Genomic DNA, 16,084 nt, shown 5'->3' with positions numbered 1-16,084 from the left:
GGTGGGTGCTCGGGGATCGCCTCCGGCCGGTCTCCCCGTTATTCGGGTGCGTCGGCGGGAGACGTCGGGGTAGGGTCGCGGGCATGGCATTCCTCCCGATCTACGAGTGACGTCGCCAGGGGCAACGCCCCTGCTCTCCGTGCGCCCGCCCGCAGGCTGCCGCCGTGGGCCTGGTTCGCGCACGGATTCGTCACGCCATTCCTCGTAGACCGGAAATGAGTCGATTCCTCATGTCACGTCGCCGTGCCCACATCGCGATGGTCAGCGTTCCCGCTGTCAGCCACGTCCTGCCGAGCCTGGAGATCATCCGGGAGCTCGTCGCGCGGGGCCACCGGGTCACCTACGCCAACGACCCGGCGGTCTCCCACCTCATCACCCCGACCGGTGCGGAACTCGTCCCCTACCGTTCGGTGCTGCCCGTGGCCGACAACGACTGGCCGGAGGACCCCATCGCCGCGATGGGGCTGTTCCTCGACGAGGGCATCCAGGCCCTGCCGGCGTTGCGCGCCTTCTACGACGCCGACCCGGCGGACGTCTACCTGTACGACATCGGCGCCTACGCGGCGCGGGTCATCGCCGAGACGCAGGGGCGTCCGCTGGTGCAGCTGTCCCCGGCGTTCGTGTCCTGGGACGGTTACGACGAGGAGGTCGCCGCTCCGCTGTGGGGGTTGCCCGGTGCCGACGCCTACCGGGAGCGGTTCGGTCGGTGGCTCGCCGACACCGGGGCCACCACGACCGACATGGACGCCTTCGCGGGTCGGCCGTCGACGTCGCTGGCCCTGATCCCGCGTGCGATGCAACCCAACGCGGACCGGGTCGACACCACGACGGTGACCTTCGTCGGTTCGTGTGCCGGCCCTCGGGCGGACCGGGACACCTGGGTCCGCCCGGAGGGGGCGGAGAAGGTCCTGCTGGTCTCGCTGGGTTCGGCCTACACGCGCCAGCCGGAGTTCTACCGGCAGTGCCTGGCCGCCTACGGGAACCTGCCCGGGTGGCATGTCGTGCTCCAGATCGGGAAGTACGTGGACCCGGCCGAGCTCGGTGCGATCCCGGGGAACGTCGAGGTGCGTTCCTGGGTGCCGCAGTTGTCGATCCTCGAACAGGCTGACGCCTTCGTCACGCACGCCGGGATGGGCAGCAGCGCCGAGGGCCTGTCGGCGGGGGTTCCGATGATCGCTGTCCCGCAGGCCGTGGACCAGTTCATGAACGCGGACCGGCTGGTGGAGTTGGGGGTGGCGCGTCGCGTCGACACCGCCGACGCCACCGCGGAGGTCCTGCGGGACACGCTGTCGGAACTCGTCGCTGATCCGGAGGTGGCGCGTCGTTCGGCGCGGTCGCGGGAGGACGCGCTCCTGGAGGGTGGCACCAGCCGGGCCGCCGATCTGATCGAGGCCGCCCTCGGCTGATCCCGGGTGAGTTCCCGGCCGGCGGAGTGCCCGGGGTCGCCTCGGGTGCTCCGCCGGTGCCTCTGGTGCCGTCCCCTCCGCGCCGTGTGGAGGGGACGGCGTCGCGTCGCGGTCCCTCGTTCCTGCCCGGTCCGGTTCCTGCCCGGTTGAAGCCGGGGCGCATCCATGTGTCAATCTCGGTTGACATCGCCCGTGGAAGTCAACTATGGTTGACGGCAGGGGAGGGATGCCGCTCCGGACGCGAGGAGTTCGGAGATCCCGGCGCTGTGGGTCAGCGGCCTCGTGACAGCCCGCGCGGCGTGCCGAGGTCGCTGACCCACGGGAGCGCCGAACCAGGACAGGCGCCGGCCTGCTCCCGGCATGCCCGAGGACGACCGGGCGCCCGCGGGGACCAGGACCTCATCCCCAGCCCGTCGAGCGCGCGACCGCGCGGACTTCGCGCTGCCCGGAAACAGAGGAGAACCACCGATGACCAGCAACCAGACCGTGCGGGAGGCGCTGGCGGTGGCCGTCGCCGCCAACCTGCCCGTGCTGTTGTGGGGTGACCCCGGCACCGGCAAGACCTCCACGGTCCTCGCCCTCGGCGAGCGGCTCGGCCTGCCCGTGGAGGCCGTCGTCGGTTCGATCCGCGAACCCAGCGACTTCGCCGGCCTGCCCGTGGTCCGCGCCGACGGCACCTGGTTCGCGCCGCCCCGGTGGGCCGAACGACTCGCCACCGCGGGGACCGGGCTGCTGTTCCTGGACGAACTCACCACCGCTCCGCCCGCCGTGCAGGCCGCCATGCTGCGCGTGGTCCTGGAACGCACAGTCGGGGACCTCACGCTCCCCACCACCGTCCGGATCGTCGCCGCCGCGAACCCGCCCGGCCTGGCCGCCGACGGCTGGGAGCTCACCGCTCCGCTCGCGAACCGCCTCGTGCACCTGACCTGGGAGGTCAGCGCGGCCGACATCGCAGAGGGCTTCACCCGGGGTTTCGCGGCGGACGACGGGTCCCCACCACCCACGGCCCCCACCCCCGCCCAGGTGGCCGCCGCGAAGGCCAGGATCGGGGAGTTCCTGCGGGTCCGGCCGGAACTGCTGCTCGACGTCCCGGACTCCCCGGAGCGGGCCGGGCGCGGCTGGCCCAGCCCCCGGAGCTGGGCGATGGCCGCCACCGCCCTGGCCGCCGGCGAGGCGAACGCCAGCGACGAGCCGGTGATCGCCGCGCTCCTCGTGGGGGCGGTCGGCGAGGGAGCCGGCTACGAGGCCCTGACCTGGCTGCGCACCCTCGACCTGCCCGCCCCCGAAACCCTGCTGGCCAACCCCGACGCGCCGCTGCCCGAGCGGGCCGACCGCCGGCACGCCCTGCTGTCCGCGCTCGTCGCCCACGTCCTCGCCGACGGGACGGTCGACTCGTGGGAACGGGCCTGGGCGGTCATCGGCCGGGTCGCCCGGTCCACCACGGACGTCGCCGCCACCTCCGCCCGAACACTGGCCGCGCACCGCCCCACGGGCGCCACCCCACCGACCACGGTGCTCGAACTCGCCCCGATCCTGCGGGCGGCGGGACTCCTCCCGTGACGACCGCGACCGAGCGGACCCCCCACCCCGACCGGGAGCCCGAGGTCCTGCGCCGCTTCGCCGAGGCGCGGCTGTGGGCAGCCGCCCAGGCCCCCTACCTGGCCAGCGCCGTGTTCGCCCTGCGGCCCGTGGTCCTCGAAGCCCGCTCGGACGAGCACACCGGCGAGCCGGTGCCGGACCCGGAGTTCCGCGCATTGCCCACCGACACCCGGTGGCGGGTCCACCTCGATCCGGGAACCCTGCTGACCACCCCCGTCGAGGAGGCCGGGTGGTGGTTGCTCCACCACATCGGACACCTCGTCCGCCGCCACGCGGCGCGCGGCCCGAACCGGGGGGCGGGACGGCGGACCGGAGGAACCGGCGGGGCCGACGAGGAGGCCGCGCACCGGTGGAACCAGGCGGCGGACGCCGAGGTCAACGACGACCTGGAATCGGCCGGCCTCACCACCCCGGAGGGCGTGGTCTCGCCCCGGGCGCTCGGGCTGCCCGAGGGGCGGCTGGCCGAGGAGTACGTGTCCCTGATCGAGGTCCTCGACACCGCTCACCGCCGTGGCGGACGGCGTCTCGTGGACCTCGTCGACTGCGGACCCGCCGTGCGGGGCCTGGACGGCCGGTACGAGGAGACCGGCGCGGGGGAGGGGATCGACGACACCGAACGCCACGTCCTCGAACTCGCCCTCGCCCGTGACATCGAACGGCGGGCGGCGGCCCGGACCGCGGTGCCCGGCGGCTGGCGGCGGTGGGCCGAGGACCGGCGACGTCCGGTCGTGGACTGGCGCACCCGACTCGGGGCCGTTCTCCGCCGGGGTGTCCGGCGGACCACCGGCCGCGTGGACTTCTCCTACCGCCGACCGTCCCGCCGCCCCGGCCCCGGCGGGGTCCTCCTGCCGACGATGGTCGCCCCCGCACCCGGGATCGCGTTGGTCATCGACACCTCGGGCAGCGTCGCCGCCCCGGTGCTCGCCGGGTTCCTCTCCGAGATCACGGGTGTCCTCGCCCGCGCGGCCGGACCCGAGAGGCGGCTGCGCGCGATCTGCTGCGACGACCGGGCCCACCCGGTCCAGGAAGTCCGCGAGGCGGCGGACATCGAGCTGACCGGCGGCGGGGGAACCGACCTGCGCGCCGGGATCGCCGCCGCGCTCGCCCTGCGACCCCGCCCCGACCTGGTCCTCGTCCTCACCGACGGGCACACGCCATGGCCCGAGCGCCGGCCGCCGGTGCCGGTCGTCGTCGGTCTCGTGGCCGCCCACCCGCCGCCCGCCGACGCCCCGACGCCGCCCGCCTGGGCGCACCCGATCCCCCTCCCCGCCACCGCACCCCGAGGAGCCGAGGCATGAGCATCGCCGCCGCCGACGAACCCGACGACCACGGCGAACGCCGCGACGGAACCCGCGAGGGCGCGCACGAGCCCGCCCCCTCGAACGAGGCGCGCCGCCAGGCCGCCCCCGGGCACGACGGCGACCCGGTCCCGGAGGACCTGCACGAGTGGACCGGGCGGGGCGTGACCGTCGCCGAGGCCCGGCAGTGGATCGACCACGGCTTCCTGCTGGACTCGGCCGAGCGGTGGCGGACCAGCGGCGTCTACACCGCCGAGCAGGCCCTCGCCTGGCGCACGGCGGGGCTCACCCCCTACACGGTGCGCCCGCTGCTGCGCGCCGGCATGACACCCCGCGACGCCGTGCGCTGGCACGAACTCGGCTACGGCCACGCCGAGGCCGCCGAACGGCACCTGGCCGGGGAGAACCCGCGGCCCCGGCGGTGGTGGTGGCGGTTGATGGCCCCCGGGCCGGCGGGTTCGTCCGAACTCGACGACGGCCAGCACGCCACCCTGCGGATGCTGCTGGGCGCGGGAGTGCCCGCCTTCACCGCCCGCGCCTACCTGGACACCGGGTGGTCCGGTGAGGAGGCGGTGCCGTGGGCCGGCAGCGGAACCAGTCCGACCCACGCCGCCCTTTATCGGGTCATGGGGTTCACCCCCGCTGAGGCCGCCGACCTCGGCGAGCGGGGCGAGGACCCGGCCGCCCTCCTCGCCCGGTGGTGGGATGCCGGGGTGCCGCGCGCGGAGGTGCCCTCCTGGGTCGTCGCCGGGTTCACCGTCGAGGAGGCCCGGCGGGCGAGGGCGGCGGGCACCACCGCCGAGCAGGCCGCGGTGCTGCGCGCCCTCGGGGGCGGTCAGCCGCCGGACCAGGACGCGCCCTGACCCTGGAGGTCGGCGTGAGTTCCGCCGACCGCGCACCGGAGGGCGGACGCGGCCAGGAGAGGGCACGAGCTTCGGGGCGGCCGCGCCGGGCGGGGCGGTCGACGGGTCAGGAACACCGGGTGCCGGCGTGGGGGAGCCGGACGCCGTGCGTCCGCACCCACTGGGCGGACGTCCGCCCGGCGAGGGCGGAGGCCCTCGACGGGACGAGTGCCGCGATCACGACCGAGGAGGAACTGGGTCCTCCACCCTGAGGCACACCCGGTCCGCCGCGGATCCGGACCGGGGCGGTCCGAGCTTCCCCCGCGCGCCCCCGTTCACGGGAAGCACGCGTCGCCGGCCGGCGCGGATCCCCGATCCACTTCGGATCCACCCCGTTCCTTCCGCCGGAGTTCGTCCGGACGCTGGCGAAGACGTCACCAGGAGGGGCCGCATGCCGCTGGACCGTCGGGGCGCCTCGTCCCCGTCACCGGGGCGAGCGCGGGCATCGGCGCCGGTCCGCCCGCCAGCTCACCCAGCGCGGCGCCGGGCACGGCCGCGTCCTGTCCGGACGGCGGGCGCCCCGGCGGGCCGGACGGCCCTCGGTCCTTCCGTGCGCGCCCCCCGAGTTCGACGCCTCCGCCCCCGGCCCGGGGGAGCGGCGGGCCGGCCGCCGCCGAGGCCCCGTGCTGTGGGGTCCTCTGGCAGCATGCGGGAATGGATGACGACTACCGGCTGGACGTCCCCGCCAGCTTCGACGACTCCGACGACGAGGACGGCCAGGTCCACCCCATCGCCCGTCGCCTGTTCTCCGGGGCGACCGCCGCCGAGGTGTTCGAGAAGGCGCGGAGGTGGGTGAGCGAGCACGACGTGTTCCTCATCGACGTCTCCTGGAACTGGTCGCACGACGAGCCGGAGCCGTTCTGGTTGTCCGTCTACTTCCGCTTCGAGTTCGACGAGGACGAGGACGAGGACGAGGGCACCTCGGCCGGGGCGTGACCACCAGGGCTTCCCGGGACGCCGGCGCCTCGGGAAGCCCCAGCCGCCCGGCCGTCCGGCCGGGGAGGGGTCACGCGGCGACCGGGTCCGGCCACAGCACCCCGGACCGCGCGTCGACCACGGCCGCGACGCGGTCCACCGCCTCACCCGAGGCGAGCGGGTCCAGCCGACGCCCGTCCCGCAGCCGCAGCGCCACCCGGTCCTCCGCCGCCTCCCGAGGACCGATCACCGCCTGGTAGGGCACCAGCCTGGACCGGCGGACCCGGGCGCCGAGGCTGCCCCGGTCCGGCCCCACCAGCTCGGCCCGCAGGCCCCGCCCCGCGCACCGCTCCACGAGGCCCGCCGCCGCCCCGACCTCCTGGTCGGACACCGGCAGCACCGCGACCTGCACCGGGGCCAGCCACGCCGGGAACGCCCCGCCGTGCTGCTCCACCAGGCACGCCACCGCCCGTTCCACGCTGCCGATGATGCTGCGGTGCACCATGACCGGGCGGTGCCGGCGCCCGTCGGCGCCCACGTAGCGCAGGTCGAACCGGCTCGGCTGGTGGAAGTCGACCTGCACGGTGGAGAGGGTGGCCTCCCGCTCGGCCCCGTCGACGACCTGCACGTCGATCTTCGGACCGTAGAACGCCGCCTCGCCCTCCTCCGCGTCGTGGGGGACACCCAACTCCTCCAACACCCCGGCAAGCAGGGTCGAGGCGCGCCGCCAGTCCTCGGGGTCGCCCACCACGGCCGCGCCCTCCGGCGGCAGGGACAGCCGGTAGCGGGCCGCCCGCAACCCGAGGTCCCGGTAGGCGCGGCCGATCAGCTCCAACGCCCCGCGCACCTCGGCCGCCACCTGGTCCGGGGCGCAGAAGACGTGGGCATCGTTGAGCTGGATTCCGCGAACCCGGGTGAGGCCGCCCAACACCCCGGAGAGCTCCGACCGGAACATGCCGCCCACTTCGGCGATCCGCACCGGCAGCTCCCGGTGGCTGTGGGACCTCGACCGGTAGATGACGGCGTGGTGCGGGCACAGGCTGGGGCGCAGCACCACCTGCTCCCCGCCGAGGTCCATCGGCGGGAACATGCTGTCGGCGTAGTGCGCCCAGTGCCCGGACATCTCGTAGAGCTCCCGCTTGCCCAGCACCGGCGAGTACACGTGCTGGTAGCCGGCCTCGCGTTCGACCGCGCGGACGTACTCCTCCAGGGTGTGGCGGATCGCCGCCCCGGCGGGACGCCAGTACGGCAGGCCGGCGCCGATGAGGGGGTCGGTGTCGAACAGCTCCAGCTCGCGGCCGAGCCGGCGGTGGTCGTGCATCAGGTCTCCTCGCTTACGGGATGCGAGTGACCGCAGCACGAAGCCCCGGGGCACTCGCCCCGGGGCTTCGAACAAGGGATCAGCTCAGCACGCCGGGACGGTCTCCGGCGTCGTCGTCATCACGGCGTGCTGCACGGCGACCACGGTAGCAGAACACCCGGCCCGGCTGGGCGCACCGATCAGGGGAGCTCGGCCACCGACCGCGCCGCGTCCGCGCAGGCACCGCGTTCCAGGTGGCCGTCGAGCACCAGCACCCGGAACCGGCGGCGCAGGCTGTCGCCGGCGGGCAGGCGGAGCGGGTGCTCGGGGGCGAGGGAGGAACCGACGCCCGGGTAGTCGGCGACCCGCACGAACCACGGGTCCTCGGCCGTCCGCTCGTCGGCCGGGACGAAGAGGAGGGTGTAGTCCCCGGTGGGGCCGTCCTCCCGGACCAGGTCCTCGGCGTTCGGGTGGTGCCCGAGGAACGCCAGCCACCCGGAGCGGGTGGTGTGCACGGCCTCCTCGCCCTCGGCGGTGGCGGTGAACACCCGGGGGGTGGCCGAGGACAGCGGGGCGCGCCAGAAGAACCCCCCGTAGCCGCCGCCGACCTTGCCGTTGGTGGCCGGGCTGCCCAGGTCGAGGTCCCGACCTGTCACGTTGCGCAGGGTGAACGCGTAGTCCAGCACCCAGCCGCCCGTCGTCGGCGGCCCCACCAGGGACCGGGTGGCGCGGGTCTCGCTGATCACCGTCTCCCCCGCCACCGAGATCCACGACTGCTCCGAGGCGAGCGCGTCCGCGTCGCGGTGGGTCCACCGCTCGTGCCGCACCGAGCCGTGGTCGGGGCGCCACGTCGGGCCCTGTCCCCGCACGAAGGTGCGGCCGCCCCAGAAGTTGCAGTCCTCGACGTCCTGGACGGCGACGAACACGCCCAGGTGCCAGGGGTGGTCCACCGGCCGCGCCTCGGTGACCTCGACGCCGGCGAGGGTGCGCACCGGGTGCAGGTGTGGCCGGGGCGCCAGCGTCGGTTCCCACCAGCCCACGTCGGTCACGTGGTCGGCCACGGGTGTCCCCGCCACCCGGAGGGTGGCCTCGGGCGTGGGGTCCGGCTCGGCTGCGGTCATCTCGGCACTCCAGGGTCAGGACGTGGATCCGGGTCGGTGGCGCCGGTTCGGGGGCCGGCGCCACCGACCCGTGGTCTGTGGCGGTGTCGCGGTGGCAGGGTCAGGCACCGACCTCCTGCTCGGCGATGCGCATGAAGTCGGCGGCCGCCTCCTCGATGGTCTTGTTCCCGAAGGACACCGCGTCGTTGTGCCGCTGCCACTCCCGCTTGAGGGTGCCGTTGCCCTCCGGGGGCGCGGGCGGAGTGCCCTCCAGGTGTTCCTCCAGGCCGGTCTCGTAGTCGTAGACCTGCCGGTCGAGTCCTTCGAGGTCGTCGGCCAGCGCCTCCCGGACCTCCTGGTTGGGGGGCAGTCCCCGGGTGGTGCCGAGGATCCGGCCGGCGTCGACGTCGTTGATGACGAAGTCGATGAGCATCGCGGCCTCCCTCGGGTGGTCGGAGGCCCGAGCGGCGGAGATCAGCATCGACGGTTTGGCGTACTGGCCGAACCGGTCGGTGTCGCTGGGCAGGGGGGCCATCGCCAGCGGGCGGCCCATCGCCGTGTCGTAACCGGCGAGGACGCTGTCCCAGGCCAGGTCGGTCGCTGAGCGGCCCTTGGCGAAGGGAGTGTTCTCCACGGCGCCGTCGATCATGCCGTTCAGGGAGGCCGGGGTGGTGGCCTGGCCCGCGCGGAAGTCGTCGAGCAGGGTCAGGTACTCGCGGACGTCGGACTCGTCGAAGGCCAGCGAGCCGTCCTCGGCGTAGAGGTCCCGGTCCCGCTGCCGCAACCAGGCCTGGAAGGTCTCCCAGGACCAGCCGAAGTCGGTCGACCCGTAGACCTCGCCGTCGGTGGACTCGGTGATGGCGCGCGCGGAGTCGAAGAAGTCGTCCCAGGTCCAGCCGTACTCGGGCGTGGGGACGCCGGCCTCCTCCCACAGTCGCGGGTCGTAGATCAGCGCGTGGGTGTTCTGGCCCATCGGCAGCCCGTACACGCCGTCGTCGATGCTCCCGGCATCCCGCATGGCCTCGGCGACGCCGTCCAGGTCGACGTCGTCGCCGTGGTCGGCCAGGTCGAGCACGACGCCTCGGTCGGCGAACTCGCGGAGGTTGGAGTAGTCGAGCTGGAAGACGTCGGGCGGGTTGCCGCCGGCCACCTCGGTGGAGAGCTTCTCGAAGTAGTTGCCGCCGGAGGTGAACGAGGTGTTCACCGTGATACCGGGGTTGCGCTCCTCGAAGAGGTCGACCACCTCCTGGGTGGCCCGGGCCCGCGAGTCATCACCCCACCAGGTGAACAGCAGGGTCACCGACCCGTCGTCGGCGGCCGAGCCGCCGCAGCCGGCCGCCGTCAGCGCGACGGCGGAGCCGAGCGCGACCCAGGCCACGCGTCTGGGGCGGTGAGCGGGCATGGCGTCCTCCACGTCGAGGAAAGGAAAGCGCTTACCGCACCGTATGGTGCCGTTGTCCCGGTGTCAACGGTCACTGTGTGGCCCGGGTCGCCCGTTCGTCCTCGCGTTGGCACCCGGCCGGAGTCAGCTGGGTGCGCCCAGGGGGCGGAGGTGGGTGGGCCGCCGGAGCTGTGTGGAGTGGCGGCGGGGTCGTTCCCGGCGGGACGGCCGCTACCAGCCACCGGCGCCACGGGAGGGGATGGCCGTGGCACACTCCCCGGCAACCGTTTTCCCGATCGAGGCGGCACGGCCACCCACGCCGGAGGCGGCCCGACCAGCCACCGGGGGCGGTGACCCAGGAGATCCGGGACGGAGAAGGGGCGGTGGCCAGCGGTGGTGGACGTGGCGGAGGGAGACGCCTGGATCGCCGACCTCGGCGACGGGCGTTACCGGAACCCCGTGCTGTGCGCCGACTTCTCCGACCCCGACGCCATCCGCGTCGGCGACGACTACTACCTCGTCTCCTCCACCTTCAACCAGGTGCCCGGCCTGCCCGTGCTGCACTCCCGCGACCTGGTCAACTGGACGATCCTCGGTCACGTCCTGCCCGAACTCCCGCCCGTCGAGAGGTACCGGGAACCCCGGCCCGGCCAGGGCGTGTGGGCACCGTCGCTGCGACACCACGCAGGCCGGTTCTGGGTCTGCTGGGGTGACCCGGACGTGGGGATCTTCCTGGCCAGCGCCGCCGACCCCGCCGGGCCGTGGACCAGGCCGCACCTGCTCGTCGCCGGCAGCGGCCTCATCGACGCCTGCCCGTTCTGGGACGAGGACGGCACCGCCTACGTGGTGCACGGCTGGGCCCGCAGCCGCTCCGGCATCCGCAACCGGCTGACCCTGCGCGCGATGGCCCCGGACGGCTCCCGGCTCCTCGACGAACCGGACCCGACCACCGGCGCCCTGCCGGCGACCACCGCCACCCCACCCGGCGGCCTGCTGCTCATCGACGGCGACCAGGTGCCCGGCTGCCACACCCTGGAAGGCCCCAAGCTCTACCGGCGTGGCGACCACTACTACGTGTTCGCGCCGGCCGGCGGGGTCGCCGAGGGCTGGCAGTCGGTGTTCCGCTCCCGCCACCTCATCGGCCCCTACGAACACCGCGTCGTGCTGTCCCAGGGCGGCAGCGAGGTCAACGGCCCGCACCAGGGCGCCTGGGTGGACACACCCGGCGGCCAGCACTGGTTCCTCCACTTCCAGGACAGGGGCGCCTACGGGCGGATCACGCACCTCCAGCCACTCCGGTGGACCGCCGACGACTGGCCCGTCATCGGCGCCGCCGACCCCGGCGCCGAGCGAGGCGAACCCGTGCCCGCCCACCCCCGACCCCACCTGCCGACCCAGCCACGGCGGGCACCCCAGACCACCGACGAGTTCACCGGCCCCTGCCTGGGTCCACAGTGGGCGTGGCCGGCCAACCCCCGCCAGGACTGGTACTCGCTGACCGCCCGCCCCGGCTGGCTGCGGTTGCCCAGCCAGCCCACGGAGAACCCGGACCACCTCGGCACCGCCGCGGCGGTCCTCTCCCAGCGCTTCCCCGCCCTGGCCTTCACCGCGAGCACCGAGGTGGAGTTCCGGCCCCGGGCCGTCGGCGAACGCACTGGGCTGGCCGTGCTCGGCGAGCGGTACGCCTGGATCGGACTCGACCACACCGAGGACGGCACCCATCTCGTGCTCCGCCTGCACCTGGGCGGCGACGACCACGAACGCGACCTGCTGCGGAGCCCGCTGCCGGCGGGGACCACCCGGGTCGGACTGGCCGTGACCGTGCGGCCGGAGGCCCGGTGCCAGTTCCACGCGAACCCCGGTGACGAGGGCTGGCGGGAGGTGGGGGAGGAGTTCACCGCCCGCCCCGGCCGCTGGGTCGGCGCCCGCCTCGGCGTGTTCGCCCTCGCCCCGGCCGAGTCCACCACGACCGGGCACGTGGACCTGCCCTACTTCCGGGTCGGACCGGGCTGACCGCCACCCCGGCGCGCCGTCCTCGCTGGTGTCCTCCCCGCCCGGTCCGGAGGGGCTCGACCCCCGGCCGGGATCCCCGCTCGCGTCCCGGCTCCCCGGGCCACGGAGGCCCGCCCGAGGCGGCGGGCGGCTGACGGGGCCTCCCCGCCGCACCGGGACGACCAGCGTCGTCGTCCCAGTCCGCCCGCCGTCGCGGGGGAGCCCACCGCCGGACCGGCGGCGTCCCACCGTCAGGGCCGCCGGACCCCGCTGCCACCCACGCCGCCTGGCACCCGGTAGCGGCGGGCCGCGCTCCCGCCGTTCGGGCGCGGCCGGAGACCGTTCAGTCCCCGATGGTCACCGCGACCTTGCCGCAACCGTGCGGCCGTGGTGCCGCGCCCAACTCCGAAGGCAGGTCGGACAGGCTGATCACCCGGTCGATCACCGGTTGCAGCGTCCCGGCGTCCACGCAGTCGCCCAGCCGGCCCAGGAGTTCCCGGTCGGAACGGGCGACGACGTTCACCGCCGTGACGTCCCGCTCGGCGAGCGCGGACACGTCCGCCCCGCCCCGGGTGCTGGCGACCCGGCCACCCGACCGCACCAGCTCGGCGAGCGTCGCGAACCGGTCGGCGTCGCTGACCAGGTCCACCAGCCCGTCCACCCCCTCGGGGTACCGTTCCCGGACCTCGGACGGCCAGTCCGCCGAGTAGTCGAGCACCTCGACCGCCCCGAGCAGGTGCAACAGGGTGCGGTCCTGGGGCTGGCCGGTGCTCACCACCGCCGCCCCCCGGGCGTTGGCCAGTTGGACAGCGAAGGTCCCCACCCCGCCCGAACCCCCCACCACCAGCACGGGACCCCGTGTCGGGGCCACCAGTCGACTCCGGCGCGGCGGGACGACCACGTCGACGGCGAGCAGCGCGGCCGTGCCCGCCAGGGGCAGCACCCCGGACTGGACGAAGTCCAGCGTCACCGGTCGACGCGCCAGGCGGTGGGCCGGGGCCACCAGGTACTCCGCGAACGCCCCCGGCCCGTCGGGGGCTCCCGGCGGGAGGAAACCCACCACGCCGTCACCCGGCGCCAGGTCCGCCACCGCCGACCCCGCCTCCACGACCAGGCCGGCGAAGTCCAGACCCAACGGCCGAGGGCGCCCGTCACGCGCCGCCGCCACCACGTCGAGGTCAGCGCGGTTCAGCGAACTGGTGAGGACGCGGACCAGCACCTCGTCCGGGGCACCGATCGAGGGGGCGTCCACCTCCGCGACACGCGGTGGCGCGCCCTGCCCGGTGAGCACGGCCGCTCGCATGTGCTCCGCCTCCCTTGCCTGGTGGCCTCGGCCGCGACGCGGTTCCGGTCGGCCCGGGGGAGTCCCGTGACCGAACACGCTAGCACTGGAACGGTGTTTGCGCAGGTCACGGCGGCGTCCTGTTGGTAGTCGGCCAGGAGTGGGGCCGCACCCGGTGCCGCGCTCGCGCGGGGTTCACGCCGGTGACCGGCCCCGGGGCGGCCCACCCGTGGGCGGGGCGACCGGCGGCCACCGGAACACCGGACGGCCTGGTCGGCCACTGGAACACCGGATGGCCTGGTCGGCCACCATCGTCCACTCCCGAGCCGCGCCGTGACGCGCCACCACCGAGCACCGGTCAGGCCCACCTCCGCCGACCCACCCGGTGCGCTCGGGGCGAGCGCGCGGCCGGCGACCACCCGATGGTGTCGGTGCCGAACACGTGGCGCGTCGGTGTCGACACGCAGAATGACCGCCGGGCGACCCGCCCCGACCACGACGCGCGACCACCGAGGAAAGGACAGCGCCGATGGCCCCCGCCGAGATCACCATCGCCCCGGACCGCCAGGACATCACCACCACCGTCACCTTCGACGCCCCACCGGCGGCGGTGTTCCGCGCGATCACCGACCCGGAACTCATCCCGCGCTGGTGGGGTGCCGGCAACTTCGAGACCACCGTGGAACGGATGGAGCTGCGGCCGGGTGGGCTGTGGCGCTACGTCAGCCGCGACCCGGCCGGCACCCCCTACGTCTTCCACGGCGTGTGCCACGACGTGGACGCGCCGAACCGGATGGTGCAGACCCTCGAGATGGAGGGCCTGCCCGGGGGTGTGCAACTCGGCGTCTTCACCTTCGAGGACCTCGGTGGCCGCACCCTGCACCGCCAGGTGTCGGTGTTCCAGTCCGTGGAGGAACGCGACGCGTGGGTCCAGCCCGGCATGAGCGAGATCATGCGGGAGGGGATGCGCCGGGTCGGGGAGATCGCCGAGGGGCTGTCCTGATCAGCCCCGGCGGAACCCGCCCTCCGAGTTGATCACCTGGTCGGTGACCCACCGGCCGTCGTCGCCGACCAACCAGCTGATCAACCGGGCCGGGTCGTCAGGGCCACCCCACGCCCCGCCGGGAAACCGCCGCCGCACCTCCTCGTGCGCGGCGGGCGGGGCGTAGCCGGTGTCCACCGGACCGGGGTTGACCGCGTTCACCGTGATCCCCCGGTCCGCGAAGTGGTCGGCGAGACTGGGGGTGATCGCCGCCAACGCGCCCTTGCTGGCGGCGTAGGCGATCTCGTCCCGCATCACCCCCACGTTCTGCCCCGAGGTCAGGAAGACGATCCGCCCGCCGGGGCGCCCGTCGTGCTGGCGGCCGAACCGCGAAGTGGGCGTCGAAGTCGGCGGCCTCCAGCACGTCCAGCGGACCGTCCGAACCGCTCAACGCCTGGTCGCGCACCAGCGCGTCCACGTGCCCGAGGCGCTCCACCGCCGTCCGCGTCAACTCCGCCGGACCGGCCGGGCGGGCGAGGTCGACGTCCCCGTGCGCGACCACACCACCGGGGCGGGCGCACTCGGCCACCCCGGCGACGACGGCGCCCACCCCACCCGGGTCCGCGCCCCACGGCTGCCGTTCGTCGTGCGGGAGGTGGTGGTGCGGGAACAGGTCCGCGCCCAGCGCGGCCAACCGGCGGGCTACCGCGTAGCCGATGCCCGCCCGCCTGCTCACCGCGGTGACCAGTGCGGACCGTCCGAGCAGCGGGAGCGGCGAAGGTCGGAGCTCGGCCGGGGTGGGGAGACCGCTCACGGGAGGTCCTCCTGAGGAGCCGGGGCCACGCCGGATGACGTGGACGGGCCGGGGCCGACAGTAGGGCGTCGTTCCCACGGCCGACGAACCCCTTTCGACCCCACCACCCGGCGCGGGAGGCACCCGGCCCGACGACGCGCCCGGACACCCGCCCCGGTCGGGACGTGCGCGTGATCCGCGGTCCGACGGCTCCAGGGACAGGGCACCGTCAGAACTCGACCTCGGGGCGAGGGAGCTCCACCACCACGTCCCGGTCCGCGATCCCGTGCTCCTCCCCGGGCCCGGCGCCGATCCCGCCCGGCAGGTACCAGACGTCGACGTCGTCGCCGGGGCGCGGCATCCGCGTCGGTGCCACCTCCACGGTCACCGAGGTCACCACCCGCCGGTCGTCGTCCCGGAACCCGATCCGCAGCCGACACGGCGTCCTGTTCCCGCTGACCACCGTTCGGGCTGTCGCCTCCGCCACGTCCAGGACGCGGCCGGTGACGAAGGCACCCCGTTCCCGCACCGACCGCCGCCGGTCGGCCTCCTCCCGCTCGCCGCGCAGCGTGCGCGCGGCCACCAGGGCCATCAGTACTCCACCGGCCAGGAACCACCAGAACGTCCCGGCCAGGGACCCGAGCGGCCGCACCCCCTGGGAGTCGAGGGCCAGGTAGGTCCAACCGAAACCGAGCGCGTACCCCAGGCCCACCTGGCCGAAGAACGACCACAGCGGGGAGACGCCCTCCGAGGTCGCCACCGCGCCCGCCACGGTGAAACCCGCCGCGAGGGTCAGCAGGAGCCCGAGCACGGCACCGATCCCGGTGATCGCGACCATGACGGCGGTGCTGGGACCGTCGGGTAGGTGCGCCGCCCAGATCGACGGACCGATGCCGTGCCGCACGGTCACGACGTTGACCACCAGCGCCAGCGCCGCGAACACCATCGCGCCGACGGGACCCACCCGCCCGGTCTCCCCGGACCCGTCCCGCTCCTCGTCCCGAGGCCGTCCAGTGACGTCCTGACCGGTCATCTCCACCTCCGTGGTGCCGGTGATCCGAGCCCTGGAGCGTAACCCCCCACCGTGACACCGGGGTGTCGATCGGGCGGACATCCGCACGTCCGCGACGCCGG

14 protein-coding genes are annotated in these 16,084 nt (G+C 74.8%); 8 read left to right on the top strand and 6 right to left on the bottom strand.

The window, feature by feature from the left end; genetic code table 11:
* Positions 1 to 230 precede the first annotated feature (230 nt).
* From C1701_RS01930 to C1701_RS01910, 5 genes are all read left to right on the top strand, one after another.
* On the top strand, positions 231 to 1,406 hold the full coding sequence (locus tag C1701_RS01930; RefSeq protein WP_103055418.1) for a macrolide family glycosyltransferase: 1,176 nt from the start codon (positions 231 to 233) through the stop codon (positions 1,404 to 1,406).
* 468 nt (positions 1,407 to 1,874) lie between these two features.
* Complete coding sequence (locus C1701_RS01925; protein WP_103055417.1) at positions 1,875 to 2,966, top strand: ATP-binding protein; 1,092 nt, start codon at positions 1,875 to 1,877, stop codon at positions 2,964 to 2,966.
* A complete protein-coding gene (locus C1701_RS01920) occupies positions 2,963 to 4,303 on the top strand; it encodes a vWA domain-containing protein (RefSeq protein ID WP_337662079.1) in 1,341 nt (446 codons plus the stop codon). The genes C1701_RS01925 and C1701_RS01920 overlap by 4 nt, the downstream gene beginning before the upstream one ends.
* Positions 4,300 to 5,166: a hypothetical protein gene (locus C1701_RS01915; protein ID WP_103055416.1), complete on the top strand. Its 867-nt coding sequence runs from the start codon at positions 4,300 to 4,302 to the stop codon at positions 5,164 to 5,166. The genes C1701_RS01920 and C1701_RS01915 overlap by 4 nt, the downstream gene beginning before the upstream one ends.
* A gap of 693 nt (positions 5,167 to 5,859) precedes the next feature.
* Entirely contained in the window at positions 5,860 to 6,141 is a 282-nt protein-coding gene (locus tag C1701_RS01910) for a hypothetical protein (RefSeq protein ID WP_103055415.1), read from the top strand.
* 70 nt (positions 6,142 to 6,211) lie between these two features.
* Here the strand turns inward: C1701_RS01910 and thrS are convergent, their stop codons facing one another.
* From thrS to C1701_RS01895, 3 genes are all read right to left on the bottom strand, one after another.
* Positions 6,212 to 7,441, bottom strand: coding sequence for a threonine--tRNA ligase (thrS, locus tag C1701_RS01905; protein WP_337662078.1), 1,230 nt, complete (start codon positions 7,439 to 7,441; stop codon positions 6,212 to 6,214).
* 179 nt (positions 7,442 to 7,620) lie between these two features.
* Positions 7,621 to 8,541 carry a PmoA family protein gene (locus C1701_RS01900; RefSeq protein ID WP_103055414.1) on the bottom strand — a complete coding sequence of 307 codons (921 nt, stop codon included), beginning with the start codon at positions 8,539 to 8,541 and terminating at the stop codon, positions 7,621 to 7,623.
* A gap of 100 nt (positions 8,542 to 8,641) precedes the next feature.
* A complete protein-coding gene (locus C1701_RS01895; protein ID WP_026420519.1) occupies positions 8,642 to 9,922 on the bottom strand; it encodes an ABC transporter substrate-binding protein in 1,281 nt (426 codons plus the stop codon).
* Positions 9,923 to 10,303: 381 nt separating this feature from the next.
* On the opposite strand from C1701_RS01895, the gene C1701_RS01890 reads away from it, so the two are divergent.
* Entirely contained in the window at positions 10,304 to 11,914 is a 1,611-nt protein-coding gene (locus tag C1701_RS01890; RefSeq protein WP_337662077.1) for a glycoside hydrolase family 43 protein, read from the top strand.
* Positions 11,915 to 12,236: 322 nt separating this feature from the next.
* Here the strand turns inward: C1701_RS01890 and C1701_RS01885 are convergent, their stop codons facing one another.
* Complete coding sequence (locus C1701_RS01885) at positions 12,237 to 13,196, bottom strand: zinc-binding dehydrogenase (RefSeq protein WP_051314346.1); 960 nt, start codon at positions 13,194 to 13,196, stop codon at positions 12,237 to 12,239.
* A gap of 508 nt (positions 13,197 to 13,704) precedes the next feature.
* Between C1701_RS01885 and C1701_RS01880 the strand changes: the two genes are divergently transcribed.
* The gene (locus C1701_RS01880; RefSeq protein ID WP_026420518.1) at positions 13,705 to 14,178 is read left to right on the top strand and encodes an SRPBCC family protein; all 474 of its coding nucleotides are present in this window, start codon (positions 13,705 to 13,707) and stop codon (positions 14,176 to 14,178) included.
* Here C1701_RS01880 and C1701_RS27030 read toward each other — a convergent pair whose 3' ends face one another.
* Complete coding sequence (locus C1701_RS27030) at positions 14,179 to 14,472, bottom strand: SDR family oxidoreductase (RefSeq protein WP_245588960.1); 294 nt, start codon at positions 14,470 to 14,472, stop codon at positions 14,179 to 14,181. It abuts the gene before it with no gap.
* Positions 14,473 to 14,551: 79 nt separating this feature from the next.
* Between C1701_RS27030 and C1701_RS27025 the strand changes: the two genes are divergently transcribed.
* Positions 14,552 to 14,986: a hypothetical protein gene (locus C1701_RS27025; RefSeq protein WP_337662076.1), complete on the top strand. Its 435-nt coding sequence runs from the start codon at positions 14,552 to 14,554 to the stop codon at positions 14,984 to 14,986.
* Between the two features lie 193 nt (positions 14,987 to 15,179).
* Here the strand turns inward: C1701_RS27025 and C1701_RS01870 are convergent, their stop codons facing one another.
* Positions 15,180 to 15,983 (bottom strand): hypothetical protein, encoded by an 804-nt coding sequence (locus C1701_RS01870; protein ID WP_103055412.1) that lies wholly within the window; start codon positions 15,981 to 15,983, stop codon positions 15,180 to 15,182.
* Between the last annotated feature and the right edge of the window lie 101 nt (positions 15,984 to 16,084).

This window comes from Actinoalloteichus sp. AHMU CJ021, assembly GCF_002895405.1.
GTDB classification, from domain to species: Bacteria; Actinomycetota; Actinomycetes; order Mycobacteriales; family Pseudonocardiaceae; genus Actinoalloteichus_B; species Actinoalloteichus_B caeruleus.
Note: the sequence above shows the minus strand (reverse complement) of the source record. Positions and strands in the feature narration are given on the sequence as shown.

Bases quoted from the DNA above. Each gene is read 5' to 3' on its own strand.
- C1701_RS01930 (WP_103055418.1), top strand. From the start codon at position 231: ATGTCACGTCGCCGTGCCCACATCGCGATGGTCAGCGTTCCCGCTGTC.
- C1701_RS01925 (WP_103055417.1), top strand. From the start codon at position 1,875: ATGACCAGCAACCAGACCGTGCGGGAGGCGCTGGCGGTGGCCGTCGCC.
- C1701_RS01915 (WP_103055416.1), top strand. From the start codon at position 4,300: ATGAGCATCGCCGCCGCCGACGAACCCGACGACCACGGCGAACGCCGC.
- C1701_RS01910 (WP_103055415.1), top strand. From the start codon at position 5,860: ATGGATGACGACTACCGGCTGGACGTCCCCGCCAGCTTCGACGACTCC.
- thrS (WP_337662078.1), bottom strand. From the start codon at position 7,441: ATGCACGACCACCGCCGGCTCGGCCGCGAGCTGGAGCTGTTCGACACC.
- C1701_RS01900 (WP_103055414.1), bottom strand. From the start codon at position 8,541: ATGACCGCAGCCGAGCCGGACCCCACGCCCGAGGCCACCCTCCGGGTG.
- C1701_RS01895 (WP_026420519.1), bottom strand. From the start codon at position 9,922: ATGCCCGCTCACCGCCCCAGACGCGTGGCCTGGGTCGCGCTCGGCTCC.
- C1701_RS01885 (WP_051314346.1), bottom strand. From the start codon at position 13,196: ATGCGAGCGGCCGTGCTCACCGGGCAGGGCGCGCCACCGCGTGTCGCG.
- C1701_RS01880 (WP_026420518.1), top strand. From the start codon at position 13,705: ATGGCCCCCGCCGAGATCACCATCGCCCCGGACCGCCAGGACATCACC.
- C1701_RS27030 (WP_245588960.1), bottom strand. From the start codon at position 14,472: ATGCGGGACGAGATCGCCTACGCCGCCAGCAAGGGCGCGTTGGCGGCG.
- C1701_RS01870 (WP_103055412.1), bottom strand. From the start codon at position 15,983: ATGACCGGTCAGGACGTCACTGGACGGCCTCGGGACGAGGAGCGGGAC.